The sequence below is a fragment of the Sulfitobacter maritimus genome (genome assembly GCF_013346665.1).
Classification (GTDB): domain Bacteria; phylum Pseudomonadota; class Alphaproteobacteria; order Rhodobacterales; family Rhodobacteraceae; genus Sulfitobacter; species Sulfitobacter maritimus.
Genome location: NZ_JABVBB010000023.1, coordinates 37958 through 62484, shown reverse-complemented (window position 1 = coordinate 62484; position 24527 = coordinate 37958). Strand labels below are relative to the sequence as shown.

The window sequence follows — 24527 nt, the reverse complement described above, 5'->3', positions numbered from 1 at the left end:
TAAGGGCACCTCGATTTTTGAACAATTTTTGGTAGTTTGGCGGTGCGGGCGGCCTGAAGCAGGATCGTGGCTTTCGTCTGGCAATTGGCAGAGCCTCGCAGCCGCTGTATTGCGGCCTTCAAGCCTTGTTTGTCATGCTTTGACGCGTGATCGGTTCTTGGATCGCCCGGTATTCACGCCGGACACGGGTTGATGCGGCGCAGTTGAACGAGGCGTCGCATGTTATATGCGAGGTTCTTCATCCCGATCCTGGCCTTGGCTCGCACCAGACCAATGCTACGCACAAGGGTGCCACCCATGTCGTTGGTCTGTGCGCCGAATACATGTTCCACCCGGACCCGAACGGTGGATTTGGTCCGATTGCTGCCCTTGGCCTGATCTGTGAGAGGTTTGCCGCGTTTCCCCTTACGGTGGATGTGACTTTTCAGCTTCCGCGCGCGCAATTTCGCCTCCGTCTCCTCGGACCGATAGGCCGCATCCGCCCACACACCGGAGCCGGTATTGCCTCGCATCAGCAGGTGATCCACCGCTTGACTGTCATGCAGCGCGGCATCGCTGACGTGATAGCGCCGGACCAGCTTGTGCTTTCGGTCGACGTTCACATGGTTCTTGTAGCCGTAATGGCTCTTGCCGTGCTTTTTCGTCCAGCGCGCGTCCACGTCCTTCTGGCTGCGCTTGGCGGGCTTGTTTTCCCAATGCTCGGGGTTCTCGCCCTTCTTGATTGACGCGTTCTCGTCGCGCGTGTTGTGATTGCGCGGCACCGCCACAATAGAGGCATCAAGAATTTGCCCACCCCGAGCGATATACCCCTGCCGCGCCAAATACCCGTCAAATTGACGAAACAGCTCTTCCACCTTGCCCGCCTGCGCCAGCGCATCGCGATACAGCCACACCGTCTTTGCATCCGGCACCCGGTCCGCAAGGCTAAGTCCCAGAAACCTCATAAAGGACAGCCGGTCACGGACCTGATATTCGATCTGATCGTCCGACAGGTTGTAGAGTGCGCTCAGCACCAGCGTCTTGAACATCAGCACAGTGTCCATCGGCTTGCGGCCTGCGCGCGACTTGCGCTCCGCATCAGGCTTGCGCCAAACCTCATCCAAAATAGAACGAAACTCCTCCCACGGCACGACCGCATCGATCTCAACCAATGGGTCCTTCTTCGCGTCAAGGCTCGCATAGCGGTCGGAAAGATCAAAGAAACCCATCTGCGTCATTGCCGTCTCCCCTGTGCCGGTTCGTCCCATCAAAGATAACGCAGCACCGGGGTTGGGGCAATTTTTAGAGGTGCCCCTAAGACAAACACTTGTGCCATGCACGTTTGCTTCAGTTGACCATTTCCGCCCTGCGAACTCGTGCTAAGCGCAAGATGCTGCGCCCGACCTTCAGGTAAACATCTTGGCCAACATCACGATGGCCATGCCCATCATCATTAGATTTTCGGACAGGCTCACAAATCCGAGCGGCACGTTCGAATTACCCCCAACGCAAGCGCATTTTAACTCGCGCCTGTCGATGTAGACGGCTTTGAACACGCTAATTGCGCCAACCGTGGCGATGAAGAGCGCAGCCGGAGCGGCAAATGGGGTAAGCAACATACCGGTCATCAACACGCCCGCCCCGGTTTCAACCCATGGATAAACGTAGGCATATGGCACCCATTTACGTGCCAGCAGGTCGTAGTTGAGGAACATCGTCGTGAAGCTTTCGATATTGCTCAGCTTCTGCATCCCCAGCAGGATCATCGAGACCGAAATGAACCAACCGAGCGTCTGCCACGTGATCGCGCCAAGAAAGCCGATGGACAGAGCAAGCGCTGTGGTCGCAGCAACGGCGAAGAGATAGATCACCGGTTTGTAAGTGGTCGCCGTAGGGTCATAGTCGGTAAGTTCCTGGCGCAGGGCGTCATAGCCGCCAACGCGCTTCCCTTCGATCCAGACTTGCGGGGTCGTGGGAACATCGTATTGCGCCTTGAACGCGTCGACTTCAGACCGCGCGCGGAACAGGCGGTCATCGACCTCGTAGCCTTTGCGCTCCAAAAGCCATCGCGCCTTCTGCCCCGCAGGACACAGATGGTTTGGCAGGGCCATGCGGTAAAGCACGGCGGTTTTCCCTGTCGCGGAGGAGGCCGGATCAGTTGTTACGTCTGCAACATCACGGGTGTCTCTGGGCATGATATGCTCCTTGATCTCAGGGTTTGGTGCGGGAAGTGCCAGGCGCTGCATCCCCGTTTGCTTCGATATCTTCGATATAGAGCTTCATCTCTTCGATCTCGCTGCGCTGCGCCTCGATGATCGCGTCGGCCAGTTCGCGCACGCGCGGATCGGACAGGTTTGCCCGTTCGCTGGTCAGGATCGCGATTGAATGGTGCGGGATCATAGCTTTCATCCAAGCGGTGTCGCCTACCGTATCTTGCGACCGGACCAAGTAGACACCAGCCGCAAAGGCGATGGCGGCACCAGTGAAGATCGCAAAATTCGTCTTTCGATTGGAATACATGCCGAGCATGAAGGCGAGCATAATGATTGCCATTACCCCGCCCATATAGAGCGCCATCCACATCCGCGTCTGGGAGAAGAAGACATGGTCAAGCGCATAAGTGTTGAGATACATCAGGCCATACATCACGACCGTCGAGGTGCCGATCATCGCAAAGAACCGGCCATAGCCGCTGCTTGTGCGATCGTCGTGCTTATTCTTTGAATCCATTGTATTGTCCTCCTAAATTGCCAATGTGTGCCATCGTCTTATACCCATATGGGGTATATTATCCGATCGGCAACAAATCCCGAATGGAGCGACGCCTCATGAAGGCTAACAAGGAAAAGACGCTGGATCGCCTGGCGCGGCTCGAAGGACAAGTGCGCGGCATCGCGAAAATGGTTGAGGCCGACCGCTACTGCATGGACATCTTAGCACAGACTGCGGCAATCCGATCCGCCGTTCTGGGGGTCGAAAAGCTTGTGCTGGAGAACCACGCTCAGCATTGCGTCGAGGCTGCGATTGCCAGCGGCGACCCGGAAGAACAACGCGCCAAGTTTGACGAGTTGATTGGTCTTTTGCAAAAGGCGTCGAAGTAGGCGTTTCGGACCGAATGCCCATCGCGCTCTGGCACCATAGCCAGCGCCTTTGGCCTTCTCTTCGGGTCGGAGCGCCAATCCGCTGCCCCGCACTTTCGGCCGGTTTCCGCCAGAAAATCGCAAACCCTCCCGCGCTGGACACGTTGACAGGCTCTGCGACTTGCGACACTGCTATCTTCAATGCGTTCTTTGACAAACATATCAAACCTCTGTCGCGTCCTTCTCGGCGTGGTTTTGGCTTGTGGTCTGTTGCTCCTGCCGCCCTCGTCGGTTCACGCGCAAAGCGGGATGCATGAGAGCGCGCAGGCAGCGCATCACGCTGGCCACCAGATGAGCGCAGCGTCAGACCTGCAACAAGATGCTGCGGCCCGACCTGATCTGACAGACATACCAGAAAGTTTCGAAGGCGAGCCTTGCTGTGGTGGCATTTGCCTGACGGCGGCGCTGACCACTTCGCAGGATGCCAAGATGACGGCGGTGCGATCCGTTGAATATGCCAGCGTGTCTCACTCTGTCGCCTCTGGCCAGCCCACGGGCCAATTGCGTCCACCTCGAGCCTGAGTTGATCCCGGCCCCCTGACGGCCTTTGCATCCGCGGTTTCCCGCCGCGGGTAAGATCACCTCTTTCTCAGGCAAAAAACCAATGAAATTACCACTGATTGCAGGGGCGATGTCCCTGACCCTCGGGGCTTGCGCCACGACGCTCCCCCCGTTTCCCGATGTCACTGCCGCCTATGTGCAGCAGCCCACGCCTCTTCCCGAAGTCTCCGCGATGACCGCCGCCGACAACAGCACGCGCGGCAGTGCCTCGCCCGCCGAAGAGCAACCCTTTGCAGGCTACCGTCGTCGCGGCGTGGTGGAGCCGCTCGATTGGCGACGATTGAACGCTGAACAGGCAGCTATGCAGGGGATGGATATGCAGGGGATGAACCACTGATGCGTTGGAAATTGAAAACCGCCGCCGTCATTACACCACTGATCTTGGGCGCCTGCACGACGACGGACCTGCCGGTGAGTTTCTCGGCCCGTGATGCTGGCTTTGCCACCGTGGAGGCACGCACCTCCAAGGCCATCGGCAAACGCACTGTCTGGGCGCAGTCGCAGGCCGAGACCGTCGCCGCCTCCAAACAGGTCCGCGCCATGGTGCAGGGCAAAACGATCAGTGCCGAAACCGCGGTGCAGGTCGCACTTTTGAACAACAAGGGGCTTCAGGCATCTTACGCGCAGATCGGTCTGTCCGCAGCGGAAGCATGGCAACAATCCACGCCCGAGAACCCCGTCGTCTCGATCGGTCTTCTGGGCATCGGCGCGCCTGAGGTCGGGCTCTACCGTGCCTTGGAAAGCATGATCGCCGTAAACCTGCTGGATGCTCGCACCCACAAACAGCGCATCGCCGCTGCCGAAGCGGAGTTCCAGCACGCACAGATGCAGGCGGTCAGCGACACGCTGGCGCTGGCCAATGAAACGCGGGAGGCTTGGATCAATGCCGTCGCCGCCTTCGAGACGGTCAGCTACCTCAAGCGTGCCGCCGTCACCACGGATGCGGCGGCGGAACTGGCGCAGCAATTGGGCAAGACGGGCGCGCTCAACAAAGCTGCGCAGGCGCGCGAGCAGGCCTTCAACGCCGAAATGGCCGGACAGCTGGCGCAGGCGCGGCTGGATGCGGAACTGGCCAAGGAACAGCTGACCCGGCTCATGGGGCTCTGGGGGCAGGACGTGGCCTATTACGTGCCTGATTCCCTTCCGCGCGTGCCGAATACGGTCAGCAGCCACAGGGGCATCGAACGGCTGGCACTGGCCAATCGTGTTGATCTGGAAGTCGCTCGGCTGGGGTTGGCAGCAACGGCGAAAGCCTACGGCCTGACCGATGCCACCCGCACTCTGACGGACCTCGAAGTCATCGCCGGTGCCGAGATAGAGCGTGAAGAAGAGGATGGAGAAGTCGAGACCAGCATCTCGCCGCAGTTCGAGTTCGAGTTCGTCATCCCAATCTTTGACAGCGGCAAGGCGCGGCTGCGCAAGGCCGAACTTAGCTATCTCCAATCGGCCAACGTGCTGGCTGAACGCGCGGTTAATGTCCGTTCCGAAGCACGCGCAGCGGCTACGGCCTACCGGTCAAGCCACCAGATCGCACGGCACTACTCAGACGTGGTGCTGCCTTTGCGCCGCACCATCGATGAGGAGGCTCTGCTCAGCAACAACGGCATGATCACCAGCACCTTCGATCTGTTGAACGACGCCCGCGAAAAGATCGGAAGCCAGCTTGAGGCGGCCAATGCCAAGCGTGAGTTCTGGCTGGCCTCTGCCGGTCTGACCGCCGCGATCTACGGCGGTGGAAGCGCCGGCGGAGAGACACAGATTGCCGCCGGTGGCGGCGCAGGACATTAAAGACAAGGAAGCAACCAGATGATTAACAGACGTCAACTGCTGGGGGCCGGTGCTGCGGGAGCAACGCTCGTGTCCTCCAAAGCATGGGGCCAGACCATGAACATGGGCCTGCCCGAAGCCGCGGTGATGGACAGCGCGCTGACCCAAGCCCCGACCCGTCCCACCAGCGGGCCGGATTATAACCCGGTAGTCACGCTCAACGGCTGGACCCTGCCGCACCGGATGAACAACGGTGTGAAGGAATTCCACCTCGTCGCCGAACCGGTGGAGCGCGAACTGGCCGATGGGATGGTCGCGCGGCTCTGGGGCTACAACGGACAGTCCACCGGCCCGACCATCGAGGCGGTCGAGGGCGACCGGGTGCGCATCTATGTCACCAACCGCCTGCCCGAACATACGACGGTGCATTGGCACGGGTTGATCCTGCCCTCCGGCATGGACGGCGTCGGCGGGCTCAGCCATCCTGGCATCCCGCCGGGCAAGACCTTTGTCTATGAGTTCGACCTGACCAAATCCGGCACCTTCATGTATCACCCGCATGGCGATGAGATGGTGCAGATGGCGATGGGCATGATGGGCATGTTCGTGGTCCACCCCAAGGATCCGGACTTCATGCGCGTGGATCGGGATTTCCTGATTATGCTGAACGCCTTCGACATTGATCCGGGCAGCTACATCCCGAAGATCATGACGATGACTGATTTCAACCTATGGACATGGAACAGCCGCATCTTCCCTGACATCGACCCGCTGGTCGTTAATCAGGGTGACAAGGTCCGCGTCCGGGTCGGCAACCTGACGATGACGAACCACCCGATCCATATGCATGGCTATGACTTCAAGGTTACCTGCACCGATGGCGGCTGGGTGCCGGAAACAGCGCAATGGCCCGAGGTGTCCATCGACATCCCCGTGGGCGCCATGCGCGCCTATGAGTTCGTAGCCGACCATCTGGGCGACTGGGCGATCCATTGCCATAAGTCGCATCACACGATGAATGCGATGGGTCATGACGTCCCGACGCTGATCGGCACCAACAGTTCGAACATGACCCGTCAGGTCCGCCGCGTGCAGCCCGAGTTCATGCCTATGGGCACGGCCGGCATGGCGGATATGGGCGAAATGTCGATGCCGCTGCCCGACAACACCGTGCCGATGATGGCCGGTTGGGGGCCGCATGGCCCGCTGGAAATGGGCGGCATGTTCTCGGTCGTGAAGGTGCGCCAAGGCATCGACGCGGACGACTACGAAGATCCCGGCTGGTATGAAAATCCTCCGGGCACCGAGGCGTATGAATGGACGGGAGAGCTGCCGGACTTTGCGCAGAACCACAGTCCGAAAACCCAGATCACGCCGAAACCAACCTCCAAGGGCTAAGCGCCCCTCAGACCATAATCACCTCTACAACCATACAGGAAACACCATGAATAAACTTCTTCTCTCGACCGCCCTCAGCCTTCTAATCACCTCCCCGGCCTTTGCCGCAGGCACCCATGGGGGCGGCCATGACGATGACGGCCACGGTGACATGCACAAGGAAATGATGGCCGGCATGCCGGGCAAATCCGCCAATGTGGATCGCACCATTGATGTAACTATGCGCGAAACCGACGATGGCGAGATGATTTTTGAGCCCGCAGAATTCGACATCAAGAAAGGCGAGACCATCCGCTTCAACGTCACTAACAAAGGCGAGATCGAGCATGAGTTCGTGGTCGACACGATGGAGGGCAATGCAGAGCACAAGGAAGCCATGGCCAAGATGGACATGGAGCATGATGACCCGAACTCGGTCCGTCTCGACTCTGGCATGGAAGGCGAGGTGATCTGGACCTTCGCCAATGAAGGCAGCTTTGAGTTCGCCTGCCTGATCCCCGGCCACTACGAATCCGGCATGCATGGGCCGATCACCGTCGCTCAGTCTGATGAGGCTCCCGCGGCACCTGCCGTCTACTCATCCGGGAAGATCAAGAAGGTCGACGCTAAGGGCAATAAGGTCACCATCATCCACGGCCCGCTCGAAAACCTCGATATGCCGTCGATGACTATGGTGTTCAAAGCCGATGAAGCGCTGATTGCTAAAATGAAAGAAGGCCAGAACATCGAGTTCGTAGCCGACCGTGTCAAAGGCAAATTGACTGTGACTGAGATGAAGTAAGCGCCAATCGCATGGCTGGCTGAACGAGCCGGCCATGCACTTTTCATAATAATAAGGCACTTCGAGCTATGAAAACGCGTGGAACCATCGCCCTCTGGGCCATCGCAGCACTGCAGGCCATTGTGGCGATCTTCTTTACCGTCTGCTTCTTGTTGGACGCTATGGGAATGGAGCCTGATTTTCTGATCTGGCAGAGCCATGAGTATCAGCAAACGATCTTGGCCATCGGGTTGAACCTCGGCGTGGCGCTTGGCTGGATCGCCCTCAGGACCAGTCTGCAACGGGCCCGGCTCGCCGAAGAGAAGATGCGCCGATGCACCTCGGAGTTCTCGATGGTAATGACGCAGCACTTCACCGACTGGCGTCTGACACCCGCAGAGCGGGACGTCGCTGTTTTTCTGGTCAAGGGCCTGAGCACCCGCGACATTGCGGAGCTGCGCGGCACCTCTGAAGGGACGATCAAGGCGCAGACAAACGCGATTTATCGCAAGGCTGCCGTCACCGGGCGCACGCAGTTGCTCAGCACATTCATTGAGGATTTGATGGATGACGCATGGGTGCCGGCGGACGCCCCGCAAACTGCGGCTGAGCGTTCGCATGTGGCTGCCCCCAAATCAACAGCCGCCCCGGCATAACCGCCTGAGGGGAAGCTCCCGCAAACAAAACAGGTAGCTCGTCATGATCCAAGCAATACTTCTATCAATTCTGGTTGTCGGCATCTGCACGACAATCCATTATTTCGTCCTTAAATGGGTGTCGGATACCATCGCGCAACGCAAAAGAACTGCGCATGGCCAGAACCTTGGCTTGGCGGTCGGCGCCATTACTTTTGCCCATGTGATTGAGGCTTTCATCTATACGCTGTTCTTCCTCTGGGCGGTGCAGGGTTTGCAGAGTGGCGCGCTAAACGCTTCCGGAACAACGGATGAGCCAATCACGATGATGGACTATTTCTATTTCTCACTGGTCAACTTCACCACCTTGGGACGCGGCGACCTGACCCCCGTGGGGCACCTGCGCTTCACCAGCGGGATAGAGGCATTTCACGGCTTTCTTATGATCACGGCGTCAGGAAGCTTCGTGCTGCAGATCATGGGGGGACGCGCCCCCTTGTCAGAGAAGGGATGACCCAAGTGGTTCGACACATTCTATTTCCCGATAGAGAGCGCATAGGCGCTCCACCCCCAACCCGTCATCGACAGTTGGAATTGGCCCCTGCAGGACATACCTACACGCCTCGGACATCGGCGCGCCCTGTGCCCCGTGGCAGCATTGATCGCAAATCACCCCGATAAGGCATGACATGAACAGAAGACAATTCCTCGCCAGTGTTTCCGCCACTGCGGTTCTGCCCCTTCCAAGCTTTGCTGGCGTGACGCCACTGAAGTTGAAGGCAGAAACAGTAAGTCAGCAGATCCTTCCCGAAGGCGAAGGCACCACCGCAATGCTGGGGTTCAACGGCTCGATGCCGGGACCAGAGATCAGGCTTAGACGGGGTGCGCGGGCATCGATTGAGGTCAAGAATGCCATGCAAGAGGGCACCGCCGTTCACTGGCACGGCATCCGACTGGAAAACCGGATGGACGGTGTCCCGGTGCTGACGCAAGATCTGATCGACCCCGGTGACAGCAAAACTTACAGCTTCGTGCCACCCGATGCGGGGACCTATTGGTATCATTCGCATTATATCTCGCAAGAGCAGGTGGCGCGCGGCTTGATGGGGCCGCTGATCGTCGAAGACGACGCCCCTCTCGATCTGGATCATGACATCACCGTGATCCTGTCCGATTGGATCATCAACGAAGATGGCAGCCTTGTTGATGAATTCACCGATATGCATAGCGTCGCCCATGCGGGCTATATGGGCAATTTTGCCCGCGGTTTCCTATCGCGGAGCGAGGTGAAGCAAGGTGATCGCATCCGCCTGCGGCTGATCAATGCGGCGACCAATCGTATTTTCCCCCTGAGCATCTCTGGCGTCTCTGGTTCGGTTGTCGCCTTGGACGGCATGGCACTGCGCCAACCTCGCGCGTTCTCTGACCTCGTTCTGGCGCCGGCCCAGCGGGCCGATCTGATCGTCGATGTCACCGGCCCGGTCGGCTTTGACATGCCCACGCGACAGGCGCCTTACCGTCTGGCCGAATTGTCCATCTCTGGCGAGAATACGGATCGGCAGTCGGGGCCTCTGCCGACCTTGGCGGCACCGGACCTCCCGGCACCGGGCGCCCCCTCCCAGCACCTGACGCTGACCATGATGGGCGGTGCCATGGGCGGTCGGCACGGCGGTGCCAATATCTGGTCCTTCAACGATGTCTCGGACCTGCCACAGGACCCCTTTGCCATCATCGAACGCGGCGAAACGGTGCGGATCACCTTGGTTAATGATACCGCTTTTCCACATGGCATTCATTTGCATGGGCACCACTTCTATGAGGTGGCCCCAGACGGGAGCATCGGCGATCTGCGTGATACAACCTTGGTCGCTGCCGGGGAAAGCCGCGATGTTCTCTGCGTTTTCGACAATCCGGGGCGCTGGTTGATCCATTGTCATATGTTGAGCCACGCGATCGGAGGGATGCGCACATGGGTAGAAGTTGCATGAAACGGGCTGCTTTGTTTTTCTGTGCGGCCGCATCAGCAGCGCAGGCCGATCACGAACTCGACGGCCGCGATCCCGTCGCGGGGCGCTCGCTCTACGCCGAGCACTGCGCCGCCTGTCATGGCGCAGACCTCGAAGGACAGCCCGACTGGCGCACCCCAGACGAAGATGGTGTGCTGCCCGCGCCGCCGCATGATGCAACGGGGCATACTTGGCACCATGATAATACGCTGCTGTTCGACTACACCAAACTCGGGGGCGAGGTTGCGCTGGCGGCCCGGGGCGTGAAGGGTTTCAACAGCGGCATGCCCGCCTTCGGTGAGGTAATCTCAGACGAAGATATTTGGACCATACTTGCTTATATCAGGTCGACCTGGCCACCGCGCTCAAAAGCTGCTCAGGCCAGCCGAAATCGACCACATTGAGAGCCGGCAGCTTTTCTGGAGCTGGGCCCTAAACTGACATCGAGGCAGTAGGGGCTTAGATGAGCGACCTAAATGACCAGAGAATGCGACCATTCGTCCAAGCCTCGGCTTCGGTCGATAGAGGGTGTTTCGGTCATTCGCTGAAACTTGATCGAACGACCGCTAACGGCCGCTTCCCGCCCAATATCACGCTGTCGAAAACGGCCGTAAACCGACCTCCAAAAATAGGCCGGACGCAGCATCCCAGCACCTGCAAGCGGACATTGTTCCATGCCAATACTCTTCCAGAGGATGTGACGGGCTGACGTGCAGGTTAGCCAGCGAACGAGGGTGTCAAACTTGGACAATCTGACAGCCATGTCGAGAGCAGCTATCAAGTACCGATGCTGAAAAACGTGCCCCTGTCACGATCACATCAAAGTCCCAAGCGTGACCCATCTGGAAAGGCAGGTCCAATCCGTTCTTCGTGCTGTCCACCACCAGAATGCTCTTCTTCCCACAGCCGGCAATGGCCTTGCGGGCGGACATTTCGTCGGCGTTGTAATCCAGTACCTCGCCCTCTTCGGAAAGGCCGCCGCAGCTGAACACCGCATAATCAACCCGATACCGTGAAAAGAAATTGAGCGCTGACGTGCCGATCATATCCAGATCGCGCATTCTTACGGTTCCGCCTGCCAGTTCAACAGCAACGCCAGGGGCTTGTTGCAGGGCGCAGACAGCGTGAATGCTGTTGGACGCGACGAAAAGATCTTTATGCGAAGCCAAGAACCGCGCGCAGGCTTCTACCGTTGTGCCGGTGCCCAAGGCCACCCGTGCGCCATCGGGAATAAGACCCTTTACCGCTAATGCGATGCGCTGCTTTTCCTGTCGCGCGATGCCTTCGCGTGGCAGATAGCCGATGTTCTCACTCTGCTGGCGCAGCCGGGCATAGCCATTGCGGCGCTGGACAAGTCCCGTTTCGTCAAGATCGCGCAGGTCGGCTCGTATGGTTTGTACCGAAACCGAAAGCTCGGACGAAAGCTCGGATGCCGACAGCGTTTCGCGCTTGGAGAGTAGGGCAATAATCTCGTCTCTTCTCTGGGTAATATCCCGTCGCACGGTCATTTCCTTCGAAAAATAATCATAATTTTCGATAGGTTAGGAAATGAGCTCAGGCCCCGCAATATAAATAAAAGTTTCAAAGAACCGTTACAAAACTGTCAGAAAACTCAGGGATAAGGCTCTCGTGAACTGCTTTCGTTCGAAAGTAAAAACCCCAGGAGAGTTCCATGAAATCCTTCGTTACATCCACCGCTTTCGCGCTTTTGGCCAGCACGGCCATGGCCGATACGATCACCCTCTACACATCGCAGCCGAACGCGGATGCGCAGAGAACCGTGGACGCATTTATGGCTGCCAACCCTGGCACCGAAGTTGATTGGGTCCGCGACGGCACAACCAAACTGATGGCCCGCCTGCGCGCCGAGATCGAAGCGGGCAACCCGCAGCCCGATGTCCTGCTGATCGCCGATACTGTGACGCTGGAAGGCATGGCGCAAGAGGGTCTGTTGACCGCCTATCAATCGCCCGAAGCCGGTGACTATGACGCGGCGCTGCATTCTGCCGAAGGCTATTACCACTCGACCAAATTGATCACCACCGGGATCGTTTACAACACAGGTGTCGAGACCGCGCCGACCTCGTGGACCGACCTCTCGGACGAAGCCATCAAAGGGCAAATCGCGATGCCCTCTCCGCTCTATTCCGGTGCCGCGCTGATCCACCTTGCCACGCTGACCGGCGATGAGACTTTGGGCTGGGAGTATTACGAGAACCTCGCCGCGAATAAGGCCCGCGCGCAGGGTGGCAACGGCGGCATCTTCAAAGCCGTGGCTTCGGGTGAGAAGCCTTATGGTATGGTCGTCGACTTCCTTGCGATCCGCAACAAAGCCGATGGCTCCCCGGTTGATTTCGTCTTTCCCGAAGAGGGCGTCTCCTATGTGACCGAGCCGGTGGCGATCATGTCTTCTGCCAAGAACGTCGAAGGTGCCGAGAAATTCGTCGACTTTCTGCTCAGCACTGAAGGCCAAGAATTGGTTCTGGACATGGGCTATATCCCTGCTCGTGACGGTATGGGCGTCCCCGAAGGGTTCCCCGCCCGCGAAGACATCAAACTGATGGCCTTTGACCCTGCCGAGGCCCTCGCAAATGCCGACACCAACAAGGCCAAATTCGCAGAGCTTTTCGGCGCTGAATGATGAGTGCCGCACAACAAACTGGAGGCAGCCGGACCGAGGCCCGGCTGCTCTCTGCCATTCTGATCGTCGCCATCTGTCTGACGCTTGCGCCGGTCCTGCGCCTGTTTGTCGAAGGTGTCACGGATCAAGGCAGCCCCAGTCTGACCCTTATGCGCGATGTACTGGCGCAACCCTCGACTCTAAGTGCGCTTAAGCATTCGCTGGTCACGGCGGGTTTTGGCACTTTGGTGTCGCTGGTGCTTGGCGCGGCCTTTGCCTTTTTGGTGGCGCTGACAGACCTGCGGGCCAAGGCGGCTTTGGTCTTTTGCCTGATGATCCCGATGATGATCCCGCCGCAGATCACCGCGCTGTCATGGACCCAGATCATGGGGCCGTCTTCGGTTTTGCTAAAGACATTGGGCATTGCCCCCCCGCTTGGCGCGCCCCAGCCACTTTACTCGCCCGAGGGCATCATCCTGTTGCTGGGCATCCAGCATATGTCGATCATCTTCCTGACCCTTCGCGCGGGCCTGCGATCCATCCCGCAAGATGTGGTCGAGGCCGCCCGCATCAGCGGTGCCAGAGGGCTGCGCACATGGTGGCAGGTCGTCATGCCCCTGACCTTGCCCAGTCTCGCGGCGGGCACGGCAATTACCTTTGTCACCGCGCTTGGCAATTTTGGCATTCCCGCGATGTTGGGTATTCCTGCAGGCTATGCGACGCTGTCGACGCTGGTCTATCAAAAGCTGGCCGGCATGGGCACGACCGTTCTGGCCGAGGTTTCAGTTCTGGCCATGCTGATCGGGGTGGTCGCCGTTGCGGGCATCTTATTGCAGCGCCTATGCCAATCGCACCAAAAATTGCATCTTGTGGGCAGCACCTCGCGGCCGCTGGCCCTGCCCTTGGGGGCGGCCCGTTTGCCGGTTGAGATACTTCTATGGGCCGTGGTCTTTGCCATCCTCGTCCTGCCGATGTTCGGCCTCTTGGCGACGTCACTCGTGCCTGCCTATGGCGTGACCCTGCGCTTTGACACGGTGACGCTTGCATCTTGGTACGAGGTATTGTTCCGCCAACCTGTCACTTCGCGTGCCTTCGCCAACTCCTTTGGACTGGCCGCAGGCGCCTCTGCGGTTTTGGCGGCAATCTGCCTGCCTCTTGCGTGGCTGATGGAACGACGCAAAACGCGGGTCGCGCGGCTGTTCGACAGCCTGCTCGATCTGCCCTACGCCCTGCCGGGTGTTGTCCTGTCGATCGCGATGATCCTGCTGCTGATCAAGCTGCCTTTCACCGAAGCCACGCTTTTATGGCACCATTTGGATCATCTTTCTGGCCTATCTCGCGCGGTTCTTCGCGGTGATGTTCCGCCCGGTTCAGGCAAGCCTGAAACAGTTCGATCCTGCTATGGATGAGGCCGCGCAATCGGTCGGTGCCTCCCTCTACCGTCGGCTGCGCGATGTGATCTTTCCGCTTTCGGCCCCAGCGGCAGCGGCGGGGGCGATCCTTGTGTTTCTCACCGCGTTCAATGAACTCACGGTTTCCGCGCTCTTGTGGTCCTCGGGCACCGAGACATTGGGCGTGGTGATTTTCAACCTCGATGACAGTGGCGAAACCGGCATGGCCAGCGCCTTGGCAATGACCATCGTCTTTGTGGTCATCGTCCTCATGGCGCTAATCCAGCTGTTTTCCCGCCGCTTTCCAAAAGGAGTTGTCCCATGGCAGACATAAACCTGTCTTCGGTCAGCAAGACATTCGCAGGCACCCCTGCCCTACAAGACATCACAACCCGGTTTGAGGACGGCGAATTTATCGCACTTTTGGGGCCGTCGGGCTGTGGCAAGACCACTCTTCTGCGCATCTTGGCGGGGTTCGAGAAGCCCAGCAGCGGTCAACTCCGCATTGGCAGCCGCGAAATGGCCAATGCTCAAACAGGGGTGAACCTGCCGCCCGAAGAGCGCAACATCGGGTTTGTGTTTCAATCCTACGCGCTTTGGCCGCATATGTCGGTGCGGCGGAACGTGTCCTACCCGCTTGAGATCCGCAGGTTTTCCAAGTTCGAGATTGCAAAACACACCGATGCGGCGCTCGCCTCGACGGGGCTTGAGACCTACGCTGATCGCATGCCCTCTGACCTTTCGGGCGGACAACGGCAACGAGTGGCTTTGGCACGCTGCCTTGTCTCTGATCCCTGTGCCGTGCTGCTGGATGAGCCCTTGGCCAACCTTGATGTGGCGTTGCGGGCCACGATGCAGGGCGTCTTTACCGATTTTCACAAGCGCACCGGGGCCACAATGGTCTATGTCACTCATGACCAGGCCGAAGCCATGGCGATGGCCGATCGGATCGCCGTGATGGATCAGGGCCGCATTCAGCAGTTCGACACACCGCAAACCCTCTATGAACGGCCTAAAAACCGCTTTGTTGCTGAATTCGTCGGGCGCGGCACCGTGGTGCCGGTGCAAGAGGCCACGCAGGCCGGAGAGGCCCGTCAGGCGCGAATACTGGGCGCCGAAGTTGCGGTTCAGTCCGCAAGGGCTGAGACGCGGGTCAGCCATGTCTGCCTACGCCCCGAAAACCTGACCATTTCTGAGAGTGGCGATCTGCGGAGCAAGGTCGCGCGGGTCACCTATATGGGCGGAAAATACCTATTGGAAACGGTGACCGACTGCGGTGCGCGCCTGTTTGCAGAAACCCGCGCCCGCTTTGACGTCGGCGCGCAGCTGGGCCTGACAATCACCACCCCTTGGGCCTTTTCAGAGGATTAAATGCAAAGCATACGACTACTTTCCGGCATCGGGGACAAAGGCCCCGCGTGCATGCAATTGACCGTGGATAATCGGATATGGCTGCTTGATTGCGGTTTCGGCCCTGAGGCCAACGCGCATTTCGATCCCGCGTGGCTTGAAGGGGCTGAGGCGGTATTCATCACCCATGATCACATCGACCATATCGGCGGCGCGTCGCATGCGGTTGAAGCGGGTCTGCCCATCTATGCCACGGCGCAAACGGCCAAAGCCCTGCCGCCCGCAGCCAATGTCCAACTGCTGCCCGAACAGGGGCAGACGGCGATCAATGGCGTCACCCTGACCACCGGGCGCAACGGCCATGCGATGGGCGGCGTCTGGTTCCACTTCGATCTGGGCGAAGGGCTGTTCTATTCTGGCGACTGGTCGGAGGAATCCGATTGGTTCACTTTTGATGCGCCACCCCCTGCGGCGACCGCGATTTTGGACTGCTCTTATCACCTTGATGATGTGCCACAGTCGGATCGGTTCGACGCGCTGAATGCCTTGCTCGACAGAGTCAACGGTCAGGTGCTTTTGCCCGTCCCCCCCTCTGGCCGGGCGGGCGAGATGGCGCTGCATCTTGTGCGGCGCTACGGCTGCGAAAGCGTGATGTTGGATCCTGAATGCCAAGATACGCTGCGCGCTGCACTCAGCAGCGGTGGTGTGAGTGCCGAGGCCCGCCTCATCGCCCCGCTGTTGGATCGCGGCCCGATGGAGCAGGCGCGGTTCTTGATCTGCGACACACCCAACGCCGATGGCGGTGCTGCTTGGGGATATGTGCGGGCTTGGCATGAAAGCGGGCGTCTGGGGCGCGACGCGCATGTCGTGTTCACAGGCCATATGACGGCACACGCACGGGGCATCTGCAGCGTACCGGGCGGATATTTTCAGCGTTGGAACGTCCACCCACCGCTGCGCGATCAGCGCAAGATGCTGGAACGCCTCGGTGCAAAACGCTTTGCCCCTGCATTTTGCACCCAGCCCGAAGATTACCTCGTCGAAGGGCTCGACGCCGAGGTATTCTTTCACGATCGGGTGCGCCTATGACCGCCGCGGCTTTGCCATCGCGCAGCTTTTGCCTGATCCGCCACGGCGAGACGACCGCCAATGCAGACGAGATCATCGCCGGGGTAACCGATGTGCCGCTGACCGAGCTGGGCCGCGATCAGGCCTGCTTGCTATCACAAAGAATCTGGCCAGAACCGATTGCGATCTACGCCAGTCCGATGTCACGGGCGCAGGATACGGCGCGGCTCGCCTTTCCGGGTCAGCGAATTGAGTTGCACGACGGGTTGCGTGAGCGAGACTGGGGCGTCTTCGAAGGGCGACCGCTGAGCGATCAGCCCCTCAGGGAAGCCACTCCGGACCGAGGCGAAAGCTGGCCCGATATGCTCAAGCGGGTACAGATCGCGATAAGAGAGATTTGCGCAGCGTCTCCGACGGCCTTGCCGGTCCTTGTATGTCACTCCGGTGTCATCCGCGCCGCACGCGTGCTCTGGACAACGGGTGATGTTGGCCAGCGTCCGCCCAATGCGACACCCCTCTTATTCGAAATCACCGAGAATAAACTACTGGAGCAAACCCTATGACCCAAACCGCATCGACCCCATGTGTGGTTTTTGATGTCGATGGCACCCTTGCTGAATTCGACGCAGAGCGTCTGGGCCATCTTGTGCATGGCGTGGAAAAACACTGGGGCGACTTCCACCTCGCAATGGCAGATGCCGCACTGATTGGCCCAGTCGCAAAGTTGATGCGACGATTAAAAGAAAGCGGTGAAACCATTCTAATTTGCTCCGGACGGCCAAAGGGCTGGGCTGCACATACGATTGCATGGCTCCGCAAACACGATCTGCCTTTCGACGGGATATACCTGCGCGCCGAAGATCAGGATGAAGCCACCGACCCCGAAGTGAAACGACGCGCATTGAAAGAAATGCAGGCGGACGGCTTCAAGCCTTGGTTGGTGATCGATGATCGTAGCTCTGTGGTCGAGGCATGGCGCGCTGAAGGGTTGATATGTCTGCAATGCGCTCCGGGGGACTTTTAGAGTTAGGTCAAAAGACGCTACTCAATTGGCCTTTGTTTTCCTGAAAATTGTGTAGCTGGAGCGAGACCGGCTGAAGGACCGGTCGCTATGCTAATGCTCTTGCTTGACGCGGCGAACGATTGCTGTCTGACCATCAGGTAAATTGGCGCTTTACGGCGGAGAGCAGACCTTCGCCGCAGCTGAACAGGATAGTCCTGTTCTAATAGAAAGCGGACGTTCGGCAGCTATTTCGAACATTCTAAAGCAGCGAAAGGGGCAAAGAGTCCAGCTTGACCGCACGAGGGCCGGAGCTCTTCGCAGTTGCAGCGTAGCTGACTCGGCAGGAGCGGCCCAAGCGGAATTTGACGTTTGCAGCGATGACCGCCGAGCCGGGACCCTAAGCAATCCGATTTTGCGATGCACCGAGCACACGTCTGGGGCGCCTAAAACATGTCTTGCACTCAGTGTTAAAATCCAATAATACATGAATAATGGAACAAGAGATCCCACATCGCCTCTCGACCCTCGGCCATCCGCAACGCTTGGCCGTGTTCCGGCTGCTCATGCGCCGGTATCCGGACCGTGTTCCGGCGACCGAGCTGGCGCTGACGCTCGACCTCAAGCCGAACACGCTTTCGACCTACGTAAAGGCACTCATGCAGGCGCGCTTAGTCACTCAGGAGCGTGTCGGAACCTCGCTGCGCTATGCGATTGACATGAATGCAGCCCGCGAGACCTTCGACTACCTGCTGCGCGACTGCTGTCGCGGTCGCCCGGACCTGTGTTCCACCTTTGCCGCTATTGGCTTCGACGGAGACAGTCCCATGACGGATCGCAAGTACAATGTCCTCTTCATCTGCACCGGCAATTCCGCGCGCTCGATATTTGCAGAGTCGATCCTGCGCAAGGAAGCAGGAGACAGGTTCGTGGCCTACTCTGCAGGCACCAAGCCAAGATCTGAGCTCAATCCCTTCGCGCTCGAAGTTCTGGAGCAGAAAGGGCATGATACGTCAGTTCTGGAGTCAAAGAACCTGTCGGTCTTTCAGGGCGAGGGGGCGCCCGCGTTCGACTTCGTCTTCACTGTCTGCAATCAGGCGGCCAATGAAGAATGCCCCGCATGGCCTGGCCAAACCGTCAGTGCGCATTGGGGCATGCCCGACCCTGTCAAAGCCACGGGCTCTGACGCCGAAAAGAGCTTGGCCTTTCAGCAGAGCTACGGCGCGCTCTTGAACCGCATCAAAGCCTTCACAGCCCTGCCTATCTCGTCTCTCGACCGGATCGGGTTGCAGAAGGCCGTCGACACCATCGCACAAACGAATGAAGGAGCCTCCGCGTGACCACATACGCCCTCAACGGCCTCGGCCGGATCGGCAAACTTGCCCTGAAGCCATTGCTGGAAAACGGGGCCGAGATCGCCTGGATCAACGACGCCGTGGGCGATCCGGAGATGCACGCCCATCTTTTGGAGTTCGACACGGTGCATGGGCGCTGGAAAGCCGAATTTTCACATGATGCGGACAGCGTGACTGTTGATGGCACGCGGCTTCCGTTCATCGGAACAAAAAACATTGAAGGCCTGCCATTGGACGGCGTGGATGTCGTGATCGACTGCACCGGGGTCTTCAAGTCCGAGGCAAAGCCCGCGCCCTACTTCGCAGCGGGTGTGGCGAAGTTGGTCGTCTCGGCCCCAGTGAAGGACGCGGATGCCGCCAATATCGTCTACGGTGTGAACCATCACATCTACGAGCCGGGCAAACATCGGATCGTGACAGCGGCAAGCTGCACAACCAACTGCCTTGCGCCGGTCGTAAAGGTCATCCACGAGAATCTCGGCATCAAACACGGTTCGATAACGACGATCCATGATGTGACAAATACGCAAACCATTGTCGACCGCCCCGCAAAGGATCTCCGCCGCGCACGCTCGGCCCTGAACTCACTGATCCCGACGACGACGGGCAGTGCCACTGCGATCACGCTCATCTATCCGGAGCTGACAGGGCGGCTGAACGGGCACGCAGTCCGGGTCCCGCTGTTGAATGCCTCTCTGACCGATTGCGTCTTCGAGGTGGCGCGCGGAACCACAGCCGAAGAGGTCAACGCCCTCTTCAAGTCAGCGGCTGAGGGCGAATTGAAGGGTATCTTGGGCTACGAAGAACGACCGCTCGTCTCGACCGACTATACCAATGATGAACGCTCCAGCATCGTGGATGCACCGTCGACAATGGTCATCAACGACACACAGGTGAAAATCTATGCCTGGTACGACAACGAGATGGGCTACGCGCACCGTCTTGTCGATGTGGCGCTGATGGTCGGAGCATCCCTGTGACCGATACCCCCACGCGGCCAGAGGGGCTGTCGGCCTATATCGCTGTCACGGCGGCCTATTGGGCCTTCATGCTGACGGACGGCGCGCTTAGAATGTTGGTCCTGCTGCACTTCCACACACTGGGGTTCAGCCCGGTGCAGCTCGCCTATCTCTTCGTGCTCTATGAAGTTGCAGGCATGGTGACCAACCTCTGCGCCGGGTGGATCGCGGCTCGCTTCGGGTTGACCTCAACGCTCTATGCCGGTCTCGGGCTTCAGGTTTTGGCACTGCTTGCCTTGGCGCAGCTCGATCCGACCTGGGCCATTGGCGCTTCCGTGGCCTATGTCATGGTGGTTCAAGGTGCCAGCGGCGTGGCCAAGGATCTGGCGAAAATGTCTTCGAAGTCGGCGGTAAAGCTATTGGCTCCCTCCGAAAATGGCGGGCTGTTTCGCTGGGTTGCGGTGCTCACCGGTTCGAAGAACGCGGTGAAAGGCCTTGGCTTCCTGCTGGGGGCTGCGCTGCTGGCAACGCTCGGATTTGTCTGGGCCGTTCTTGGAATGGCAGCGATCCTGGCCATTATTCTGGTGGCCGTGTTGTTCGCGATGCCGCCGGGTCTGCCGAAGGGCCGCAAGGGGGCGAAGTTTTCGGAAGTCTTCTCCAAGTCTTCGAACGTGAACTGGCTGTCGGCGGCGCGTGTGTTTCTGTTCGGGGCACGCGACGTCTGGTTCGTGGTTGGTATTCCGATCTATTTCTACGCGGTGTTGTCTGACGGAACCGTGACCGGGAACCGAGCAGCCTTTTTCATGATCGGGACGTTCATGGCGGTCTGGGTGATCCTCTACGGTCTTGTTCAGGCCGCCGCCCCGCGCATTCTGAACGCGTCCTCCCGGCCAGAGAGTGACTTGGTGCTTGCCGCGAAGGGTTGGGCCTGGGCTCTTGCGGCCGTTCCGGCGATCCTGACGACCGCGGCCCTGGCATCTGATGGCCCTCAAACCTGGCTTACCGCCGTTTTGGTAGGAGGCTTGCTCGTCTTTGGCGCAATCTTCGCGATCAATTCGGCGCTTCATTCCTACCTTATCCTCGCCTTCACGGAAGCGGAGCGGGTCACCATGGATGTCGGGTTCTACTACATGGCAAACGCGGGAGGGCGGCTTATGGGGACAGTACTGTCTGGCATGACCTATCAGCTTGGAGGGCTGTCGCTGATGCTGGGAACGGCGACGTTCATGGTCGCCTGCGCGGCTTTTGCGGCCGGGTTCCTGCGCGCTGATCTTCGGGGGTCTACAGCCTAAGCTATTTTTGAGTTCCGAAGCGGATCTTGAGGATGGCTGAAGCGAGACCCGGTTCTGCCATTCGGTCGATGTCCGCGCGACGGGTGCGACTGTGCGATTTGGCCGCGACTCGTGCCAGCTTAAAAACGGCGAATGCAAGGTAGGGAAATGGCAAAAACGTCTACGCGACGCGATCGCCCATGGAGAAGACCGATTGCAAGATCGGAGCGTCATTCGTTACCTGAAATTCAATCAGGTCGGCACGCGACCCAATCGCGATTTCACCTCGGTCGGTCAGGCCGACATGATGGGCTGGCGTGCGGGTAACGGTGGCCAGACCCCGCGCCATGTTGCCCCATAGGTTACCCAACCGCACTGCACCCAGAAGCAGGGAGGCTGGCACATAATCCGATGACAGGATGTCCAGCAAATCAAGCTCTGCAAGCTCTTTGGCCGCTACGTTGCCAGAATGCGACCCGCCACGCACGAGGTTGGGCGCACCCATGATCGTGGCGATTTCTTGGTTGTGACACGCCTCGGCGGCCTCGCGGGTCGTGGGAAATTCGGCAAGACTCACGCCATGGCCATGGCTGGTGGCAACTTGCGTGGCCGTGGTGTCGTCATGACTGGCCAGAACGGCGCCATAGCGCGCGGCTGCAGCCACTGCTGAGGCTTCATGTCTTGCTCCAAGTCGCTGCTGCAAGCCGTGCAGGAAGGTCACGTATTCTCCGAAATCTTCACGCGGCAGACCGTTCTTGCCGCAGACGTATTCCTCAAACTTCTCCATGTCACGGAACTGTCGTTGGCCCGGTGTGTGATCCATTAGGCTGACGATGCCGACTTTGTCGTCGGGACCGAACTCGGCCATTTCTTCCTCCAGCGTCTCCGAGCAGATCTCGGCACGCAGATGGATATGGTGACTGATCGCCAAGGCGCCGCTGTTGCGCATCATAAGAATTTCGTCGGCCATGTTGCGGGCGTATTTGCCATAGCGCTTGCGCCCGTCGTCCGAAACGATCGAACCCACCCGAATCGCGTCAAAAACCGTTGTGATCCCGGTGCCAGCCAATTCCCGATCATGCGCGATAATCGCCGCGCGGTGGGGCCAGTCGACCATGGGCCGGGGTTTCATGTGGCGCTCAAGGTTGTCGGTGTGCAGTTCAACCAAGCCTGGGGCAAGGTAATTGCCCGCGCAATCGATCCCCCCTTTAGGGACGGTCGCACCTTCGGCGATATCGGCGATTACCCCGTCACGTAGCAGCAGGCTGCCGGTGATAGCGCCATCGGGAAGGATCAGTTTCGCATTGGCGAGAATGGTTTCTTTTGTCATGAGAACGTCACGCTTGTTGCGCATCCAGGGATGCAAGGAGAAGTGAATGAAGTTCGACCGCTACGCGATCTACTTTACCCCGCAGGGAAGTCTGGCCGAGGTCGGAGCCGCTTGGCTCGGCTGGGATGTGGCGCGCGGACAGCGCGTAGCGCATCCGCAGGTGGCCGGGCTGGACGTCAGCGGCGTCACCGAAAAGCCGCGAAAATATGGGCTTCACGCGACGATCAAGCCGCCCTTCAGCTTGGCTGACGGTACCACTACCGAAGCTCTTGTCTTCGCGTTCACGGCGCTCTGCGCGCAGATTGCCCCGGTCACGTTGGAGCGGTTGACACTCTCCCGGCTGGGCCGGTTTATCGCATTGACTGCAGAGGGGGACAGCAATGCGCTCGACGCCATGGCGGCCAAAGTGGTCGCAAATCTCGATGCCTTTCGCGCGCCCCCGTCGGACGCCGATCTGGCACGCCGCCGCCGGGCCAATCTGACCCCGGTGCAGGATGCGAACCTTGAACGATGGGGCTATCCTTATGTGATGGACGCGTTTCGCTTTCACATCACCCTGACCGGCAAACTGCCCAAGTCCGAACAGGCGCGAGTCTCCGCGGCGCTCATGACCTATTTCACCCCGTATCTCCCACAACCCTTCATGTTGGATAGCCTGGCGCTGGTGGGGGAGGCCGAGGACGGTATGTTCCACGAGATTCACCGCGCCACACTTTCGGGATAGAGTGCCGCCAGCGCCAGCGCCACGGTCTGCGCAAGCGGGCCGGAGTTGTCGATTTCAGTTGCCAGGATCTGACCCGGAAGGGCATGTTCGGCCCGGCTCAAGCGCGCGGAGATTTCCTCTTCGGTCTCTCGTCCACGCTGCCGCAGCCGTGCGGCCAGCACCACTGGGTCGGCGGTGAGCGCCAGCACCTCAATTCGTTCGAACCGCCGTTTCGCTTGTGGCAGCACGCCGCGGGAGAGGTTCGCCAGCACGTCGCGCCCCTCCGAGAGGGCCATCTCCACCGCGATCGGGATGCCATAGCGCAACCCATGCGCGGCCCAACTCAACGCAAAGGCGCCCTGTGCTTCCAGTCGCAGAAACGCGCTTTCGCTGACTCCGTCGAATTCCTCACCACCCGCGTCCACGGGCCGGGTGATGGCGCGTCTGACAAGGAACAGCTCGGGCCGCGCCTCGGCGAGCTTTTCCATTACGCTGTCCTTCCCCACGCCCGATGGACCCACGACTGCGATGAAGCGCCCGCTCATGCGGCCATTCCGGGGGTGAAACGGGTCACGTCCACTTCGCGATCGCAAATCTGCTTGCGGGCGGCTTCGTCGTGGAAAATGCCCAAGATTGCCGTCCCGCGCGCCTTGGCTTCTTCGATCAGCGCCAGCACGGTTGCGCGGTTTGTGGCATCAAGGCTCGCCGTCGGCTCATCCAGCAACAGAACAGGGTAGGGATGTGCGAAGCCGCGGGCGATATTGACCCGCTGCTGTTCGCCGCCGGAAAAAGTTGTCGGGCTTAGCTGCCAAAGGCGTTCGGGGATATTGAGTTGCGCCAACAATTCGCGGGCCCGGTCGCGGGCTTCTGCCTCGCTGCGGCCCACCGCTCGCAACGGTTCGGCAACGACATCCAGTGTCGCCACACGGGGTACGACGCGCAGAAATTGGCTGACATAGCCCAGCACATGGCGGCGCAGCATCAATATCTCGCGGGGGGAAGCGCGAGCGACGTCCAGATCGCCCACCATGATCCGGCCCGCGGCGGTCAGATAATTGCCATAGATCATCCGCATCAAGGTGGACTTCCCCGCTCCGGAGGCCCCGGTCAGGGCCACGCATTCGCCCTTCGCGACGCTCAACTCTCCGCCGCTCATGACTGGGATCACCGCCGCACCCTGATTGTGCAGGGTGAAGGATTTGCTCACATTTTCCACGCGTATCATGGGTACAGC

General features: G+C 59.4%; 26 protein-coding genes and 1 pseudogene. 20 read left to right on the top strand and 7 right to left on the bottom strand.

Annotated elements, in window-relative coordinates:
- Positions 1 to 173: 173 nt before the first annotated feature.
- From HTT03_RS07535 to HTT03_RS07525, 3 genes are all read right to left on the bottom strand, one after another.
- Positions 174 to 1217, bottom strand: a complete 1044-nt coding sequence (locus tag HTT03_RS07535) for an IS5 family transposase (RefSeq protein WP_174857890.1) — start codon at positions 1215 to 1217, stop codon at positions 174 to 176.
- 168 nt (positions 1218 to 1385) lie between these two features.
- Positions 1386 to 2174, bottom strand: coding sequence for a MauE/DoxX family redox-associated membrane protein (locus HTT03_RS07530; protein WP_174859256.1), 789 nt, complete (start codon positions 2172 to 2174; stop codon positions 1386 to 1388).
- 16 nt (positions 2175 to 2190) lie between these two features.
- Entirely contained in the window at positions 2191 to 2709 is a 519-nt protein-coding gene (locus HTT03_RS07525; protein WP_246253384.1) for a DUF305 domain-containing protein, read from the bottom strand.
- Positions 2710 to 2807: 98 nt separating this feature from the next.
- Between HTT03_RS07525 and HTT03_RS07520 the strand changes: the two genes are divergently transcribed.
- The 10 genes from HTT03_RS07520 to HTT03_RS07475 all read left to right on the top strand — a co-directional run bounded on the left by HTT03_RS07520 (position 2808) and on the right by HTT03_RS07475 (position 10650).
- Complete coding sequence (locus HTT03_RS07520; protein WP_093928486.1) at positions 2808 to 3080, top strand: metal-sensitive transcriptional regulator; 273 nt, start codon at positions 2808 to 2810, stop codon at positions 3078 to 3080.
- 180 nt (positions 3081 to 3260) lie between these two features.
- The gene (locus HTT03_RS07515; RefSeq protein WP_174859255.1) at positions 3261 to 3641 is read left to right on the top strand and encodes a hypothetical protein; all 381 of its coding nucleotides are present in this window, start codon (positions 3261 to 3263) and stop codon (positions 3639 to 3641) included.
- Positions 3642 to 3723: 82 nt separating this feature from the next.
- Entirely contained in the window at positions 3724 to 4017 is a 294-nt protein-coding gene (locus tag HTT03_RS07510; protein ID WP_174859254.1) for a hypothetical protein, read from the top strand.
- A complete protein-coding gene (locus HTT03_RS07505; RefSeq protein ID WP_174859253.1) occupies positions 4017 to 5468 on the top strand; it encodes a TolC family protein in 1452 nt (483 codons plus the stop codon). Before HTT03_RS07510 ends, HTT03_RS07505 begins: the two co-directional genes overlap by 1 nt.
- Before the next feature lie 18 nt (positions 5469 to 5486).
- Positions 5487 to 6845: a multicopper oxidase family protein gene (locus HTT03_RS07500; RefSeq protein ID WP_174859252.1), complete on the top strand. Its 1359-nt coding sequence runs from the start codon at positions 5487 to 5489 to the stop codon at positions 6843 to 6845.
- 46 nt (positions 6846 to 6891) lie between these two features.
- Positions 6892 to 7626, top strand: a complete 735-nt coding sequence (locus tag HTT03_RS07495) for a copper-binding protein (RefSeq protein WP_174859251.1) — start codon at positions 6892 to 6894, stop codon at positions 7624 to 7626.
- A 68-nt stretch (positions 7627 to 7694) separates the two neighbouring features.
- Entirely contained in the window at positions 7695 to 8261 is a 567-nt protein-coding gene (locus HTT03_RS07490; RefSeq protein WP_174859250.1) for a helix-turn-helix transcriptional regulator, read from the top strand.
- 43 nt (positions 8262 to 8304) lie between these two features.
- Positions 8305 to 8754 carry an ion channel gene (locus HTT03_RS07485; RefSeq protein WP_174859249.1) on the top strand — a complete coding sequence of 150 codons (450 nt, stop codon included), beginning with the start codon at positions 8305 to 8307 and terminating at the stop codon, positions 8752 to 8754.
- Between the two features lie 175 nt (positions 8755 to 8929).
- A complete protein-coding gene (locus HTT03_RS07480; RefSeq protein ID WP_174859248.1) occupies positions 8930 to 10228 on the top strand; it encodes a multicopper oxidase family protein in 1299 nt (432 codons plus the stop codon).
- The gene (locus HTT03_RS07475; RefSeq protein ID WP_246253383.1) at positions 10210 to 10650 is read left to right on the top strand and encodes a c-type cytochrome; all 441 of its coding nucleotides are present in this window, start codon (positions 10210 to 10212) and stop codon (positions 10648 to 10650) included. Before HTT03_RS07480 ends, HTT03_RS07475 begins: the two co-directional genes overlap by 19 nt.
- 333 nt (positions 10651 to 10983) lie before the next feature.
- On the opposite strand, the gene HTT03_RS07470 is transcribed toward HTT03_RS07475, so the two are convergent.
- The gene (locus HTT03_RS07470; protein WP_343035733.1) at positions 10984 to 11748 is read right to left on the bottom strand and encodes a DeoR/GlpR family DNA-binding transcription regulator; all 765 of its coding nucleotides are present in this window, start codon (positions 11746 to 11748) and stop codon (positions 10984 to 10986) included.
- A gap of 170 nt (positions 11749 to 11918) precedes the next feature.
- Here HTT03_RS07470 and HTT03_RS07465 point away from each other — a divergent pair, with 170 nt between their 5' ends.
- The 9 genes and pseudogenes from HTT03_RS07465 (at position 11919) to arsJ (ending at position 21281) form a co-directional block, all read left to right on the top strand.
- Positions 11919 to 12887: an ABC transporter substrate-binding protein gene (locus tag HTT03_RS07465; RefSeq protein ID WP_174859246.1), complete on the top strand. Its 969-nt coding sequence runs from the start codon at positions 11919 to 11921 to the stop codon at positions 12885 to 12887.
- Positions 12887 to 14591, top strand: a pseudogene (locus HTT03_RS07460) (ABC transporter permease). Before HTT03_RS07465 ends, HTT03_RS07460 begins: the two are co-directional and overlap by 1 nt.
- Positions 14579 to 15628: an ABC transporter ATP-binding protein gene (locus tag HTT03_RS07455; protein ID WP_174859245.1), complete on the top strand. Its 1050-nt coding sequence runs from the start codon at positions 14579 to 14581 to the stop codon at positions 15626 to 15628. Before HTT03_RS07460 ends, HTT03_RS07455 begins: the two are co-directional and overlap by 13 nt.
- A 51-nt stretch (positions 15629 to 15679) precedes the next feature.
- Positions 15680 to 16696, top strand: coding sequence for an MBL fold metallo-hydrolase (locus tag HTT03_RS07450; RefSeq protein WP_246253382.1), 1017 nt, complete (start codon positions 15680 to 15682; stop codon positions 16694 to 16696).
- Positions 16693 to 17238, top strand: a complete 546-nt coding sequence (locus HTT03_RS07445) for a histidine phosphatase family protein (protein ID WP_174859243.1) — start codon at positions 16693 to 16695, stop codon at positions 17236 to 17238. Before HTT03_RS07450 ends, HTT03_RS07445 begins: the two co-directional genes overlap by 4 nt.
- Complete coding sequence (locus HTT03_RS07440; RefSeq protein ID WP_174859242.1) at positions 17235 to 17699, top strand: phosphatase domain-containing protein; 465 nt, start codon at positions 17235 to 17237, stop codon at positions 17697 to 17699. The genes HTT03_RS07445 and HTT03_RS07440 overlap by 4 nt, the downstream gene beginning before the upstream one ends.
- A 470-nt stretch (positions 17700 to 18169) precedes the next feature.
- Positions 18170 to 19015, top strand: coding sequence for an arsenate reductase/protein-tyrosine-phosphatase family protein (locus HTT03_RS07435; protein WP_174859241.1), 846 nt, complete (start codon positions 18170 to 18172; stop codon positions 19013 to 19015).
- Entirely contained in the window at positions 19012 to 20010 is a 999-nt protein-coding gene (locus HTT03_RS07430; RefSeq protein ID WP_174859240.1) for an ArsJ-associated glyceraldehyde-3-phosphate dehydrogenase, read from the top strand. The genes HTT03_RS07435 and HTT03_RS07430 overlap by 4 nt, the downstream gene beginning before the upstream one ends.
- Positions 20007 to 21281 carry an organoarsenical effux MFS transporter ArsJ gene (arsJ, locus tag HTT03_RS07425; protein WP_174859239.1) on the top strand — a complete coding sequence of 425 codons (1275 nt, stop codon included), beginning with the start codon at positions 20007 to 20009 and terminating at the stop codon, positions 21279 to 21281. The genes HTT03_RS07430 and arsJ overlap by 4 nt, the downstream gene beginning before the upstream one ends.
- A 160-nt stretch (positions 21282 to 21441) precedes the next feature.
- Here arsJ and HTT03_RS07420 read toward each other — a convergent pair whose 3' ends face one another.
- Positions 21442 to 22590: an alpha-D-ribose 1-methylphosphonate 5-triphosphate diphosphatase gene (locus HTT03_RS07420; protein WP_174859238.1), complete on the bottom strand. Its 1149-nt coding sequence runs from the start codon at positions 22588 to 22590 to the stop codon at positions 21442 to 21444.
- Positions 22591 to 22636: 46 nt separating this feature from the next.
- On the opposite strand from HTT03_RS07420, the gene HTT03_RS07415 reads away from it, so the two are divergent.
- Positions 22637 to 23314, top strand: coding sequence for a DUF1045 domain-containing protein (locus HTT03_RS07415; RefSeq protein ID WP_174859237.1), 678 nt, complete (start codon positions 22637 to 22639; stop codon positions 23312 to 23314).
- On the opposite strand, the gene phnN is transcribed toward HTT03_RS07415, so the two are convergent.
- Positions 23290 to 23838 carry a phosphonate metabolism protein/1,5-bisphosphokinase (PRPP-forming) PhnN gene (gene phnN / locus HTT03_RS07410; RefSeq protein WP_174859236.1) on the bottom strand — a complete coding sequence of 183 codons (549 nt, stop codon included), beginning with the start codon at positions 23836 to 23838 and terminating at the stop codon, positions 23290 to 23292. The two genes, HTT03_RS07415 and phnN, sit on opposite strands and share 25 nt — an antisense overlap.
- The gene (phnL, locus tag HTT03_RS07405) at positions 23835 to 24518 is read right to left on the bottom strand and encodes a phosphonate C-P lyase system protein PhnL (RefSeq protein WP_174859235.1); all 684 of its coding nucleotides are present in this window, start codon (positions 24516 to 24518) and stop codon (positions 23835 to 23837) included. Before phnL ends, phnN begins: the two co-directional genes overlap by 4 nt.
- Positions 24519 to 24527 lie beyond the last annotated feature (9 nt).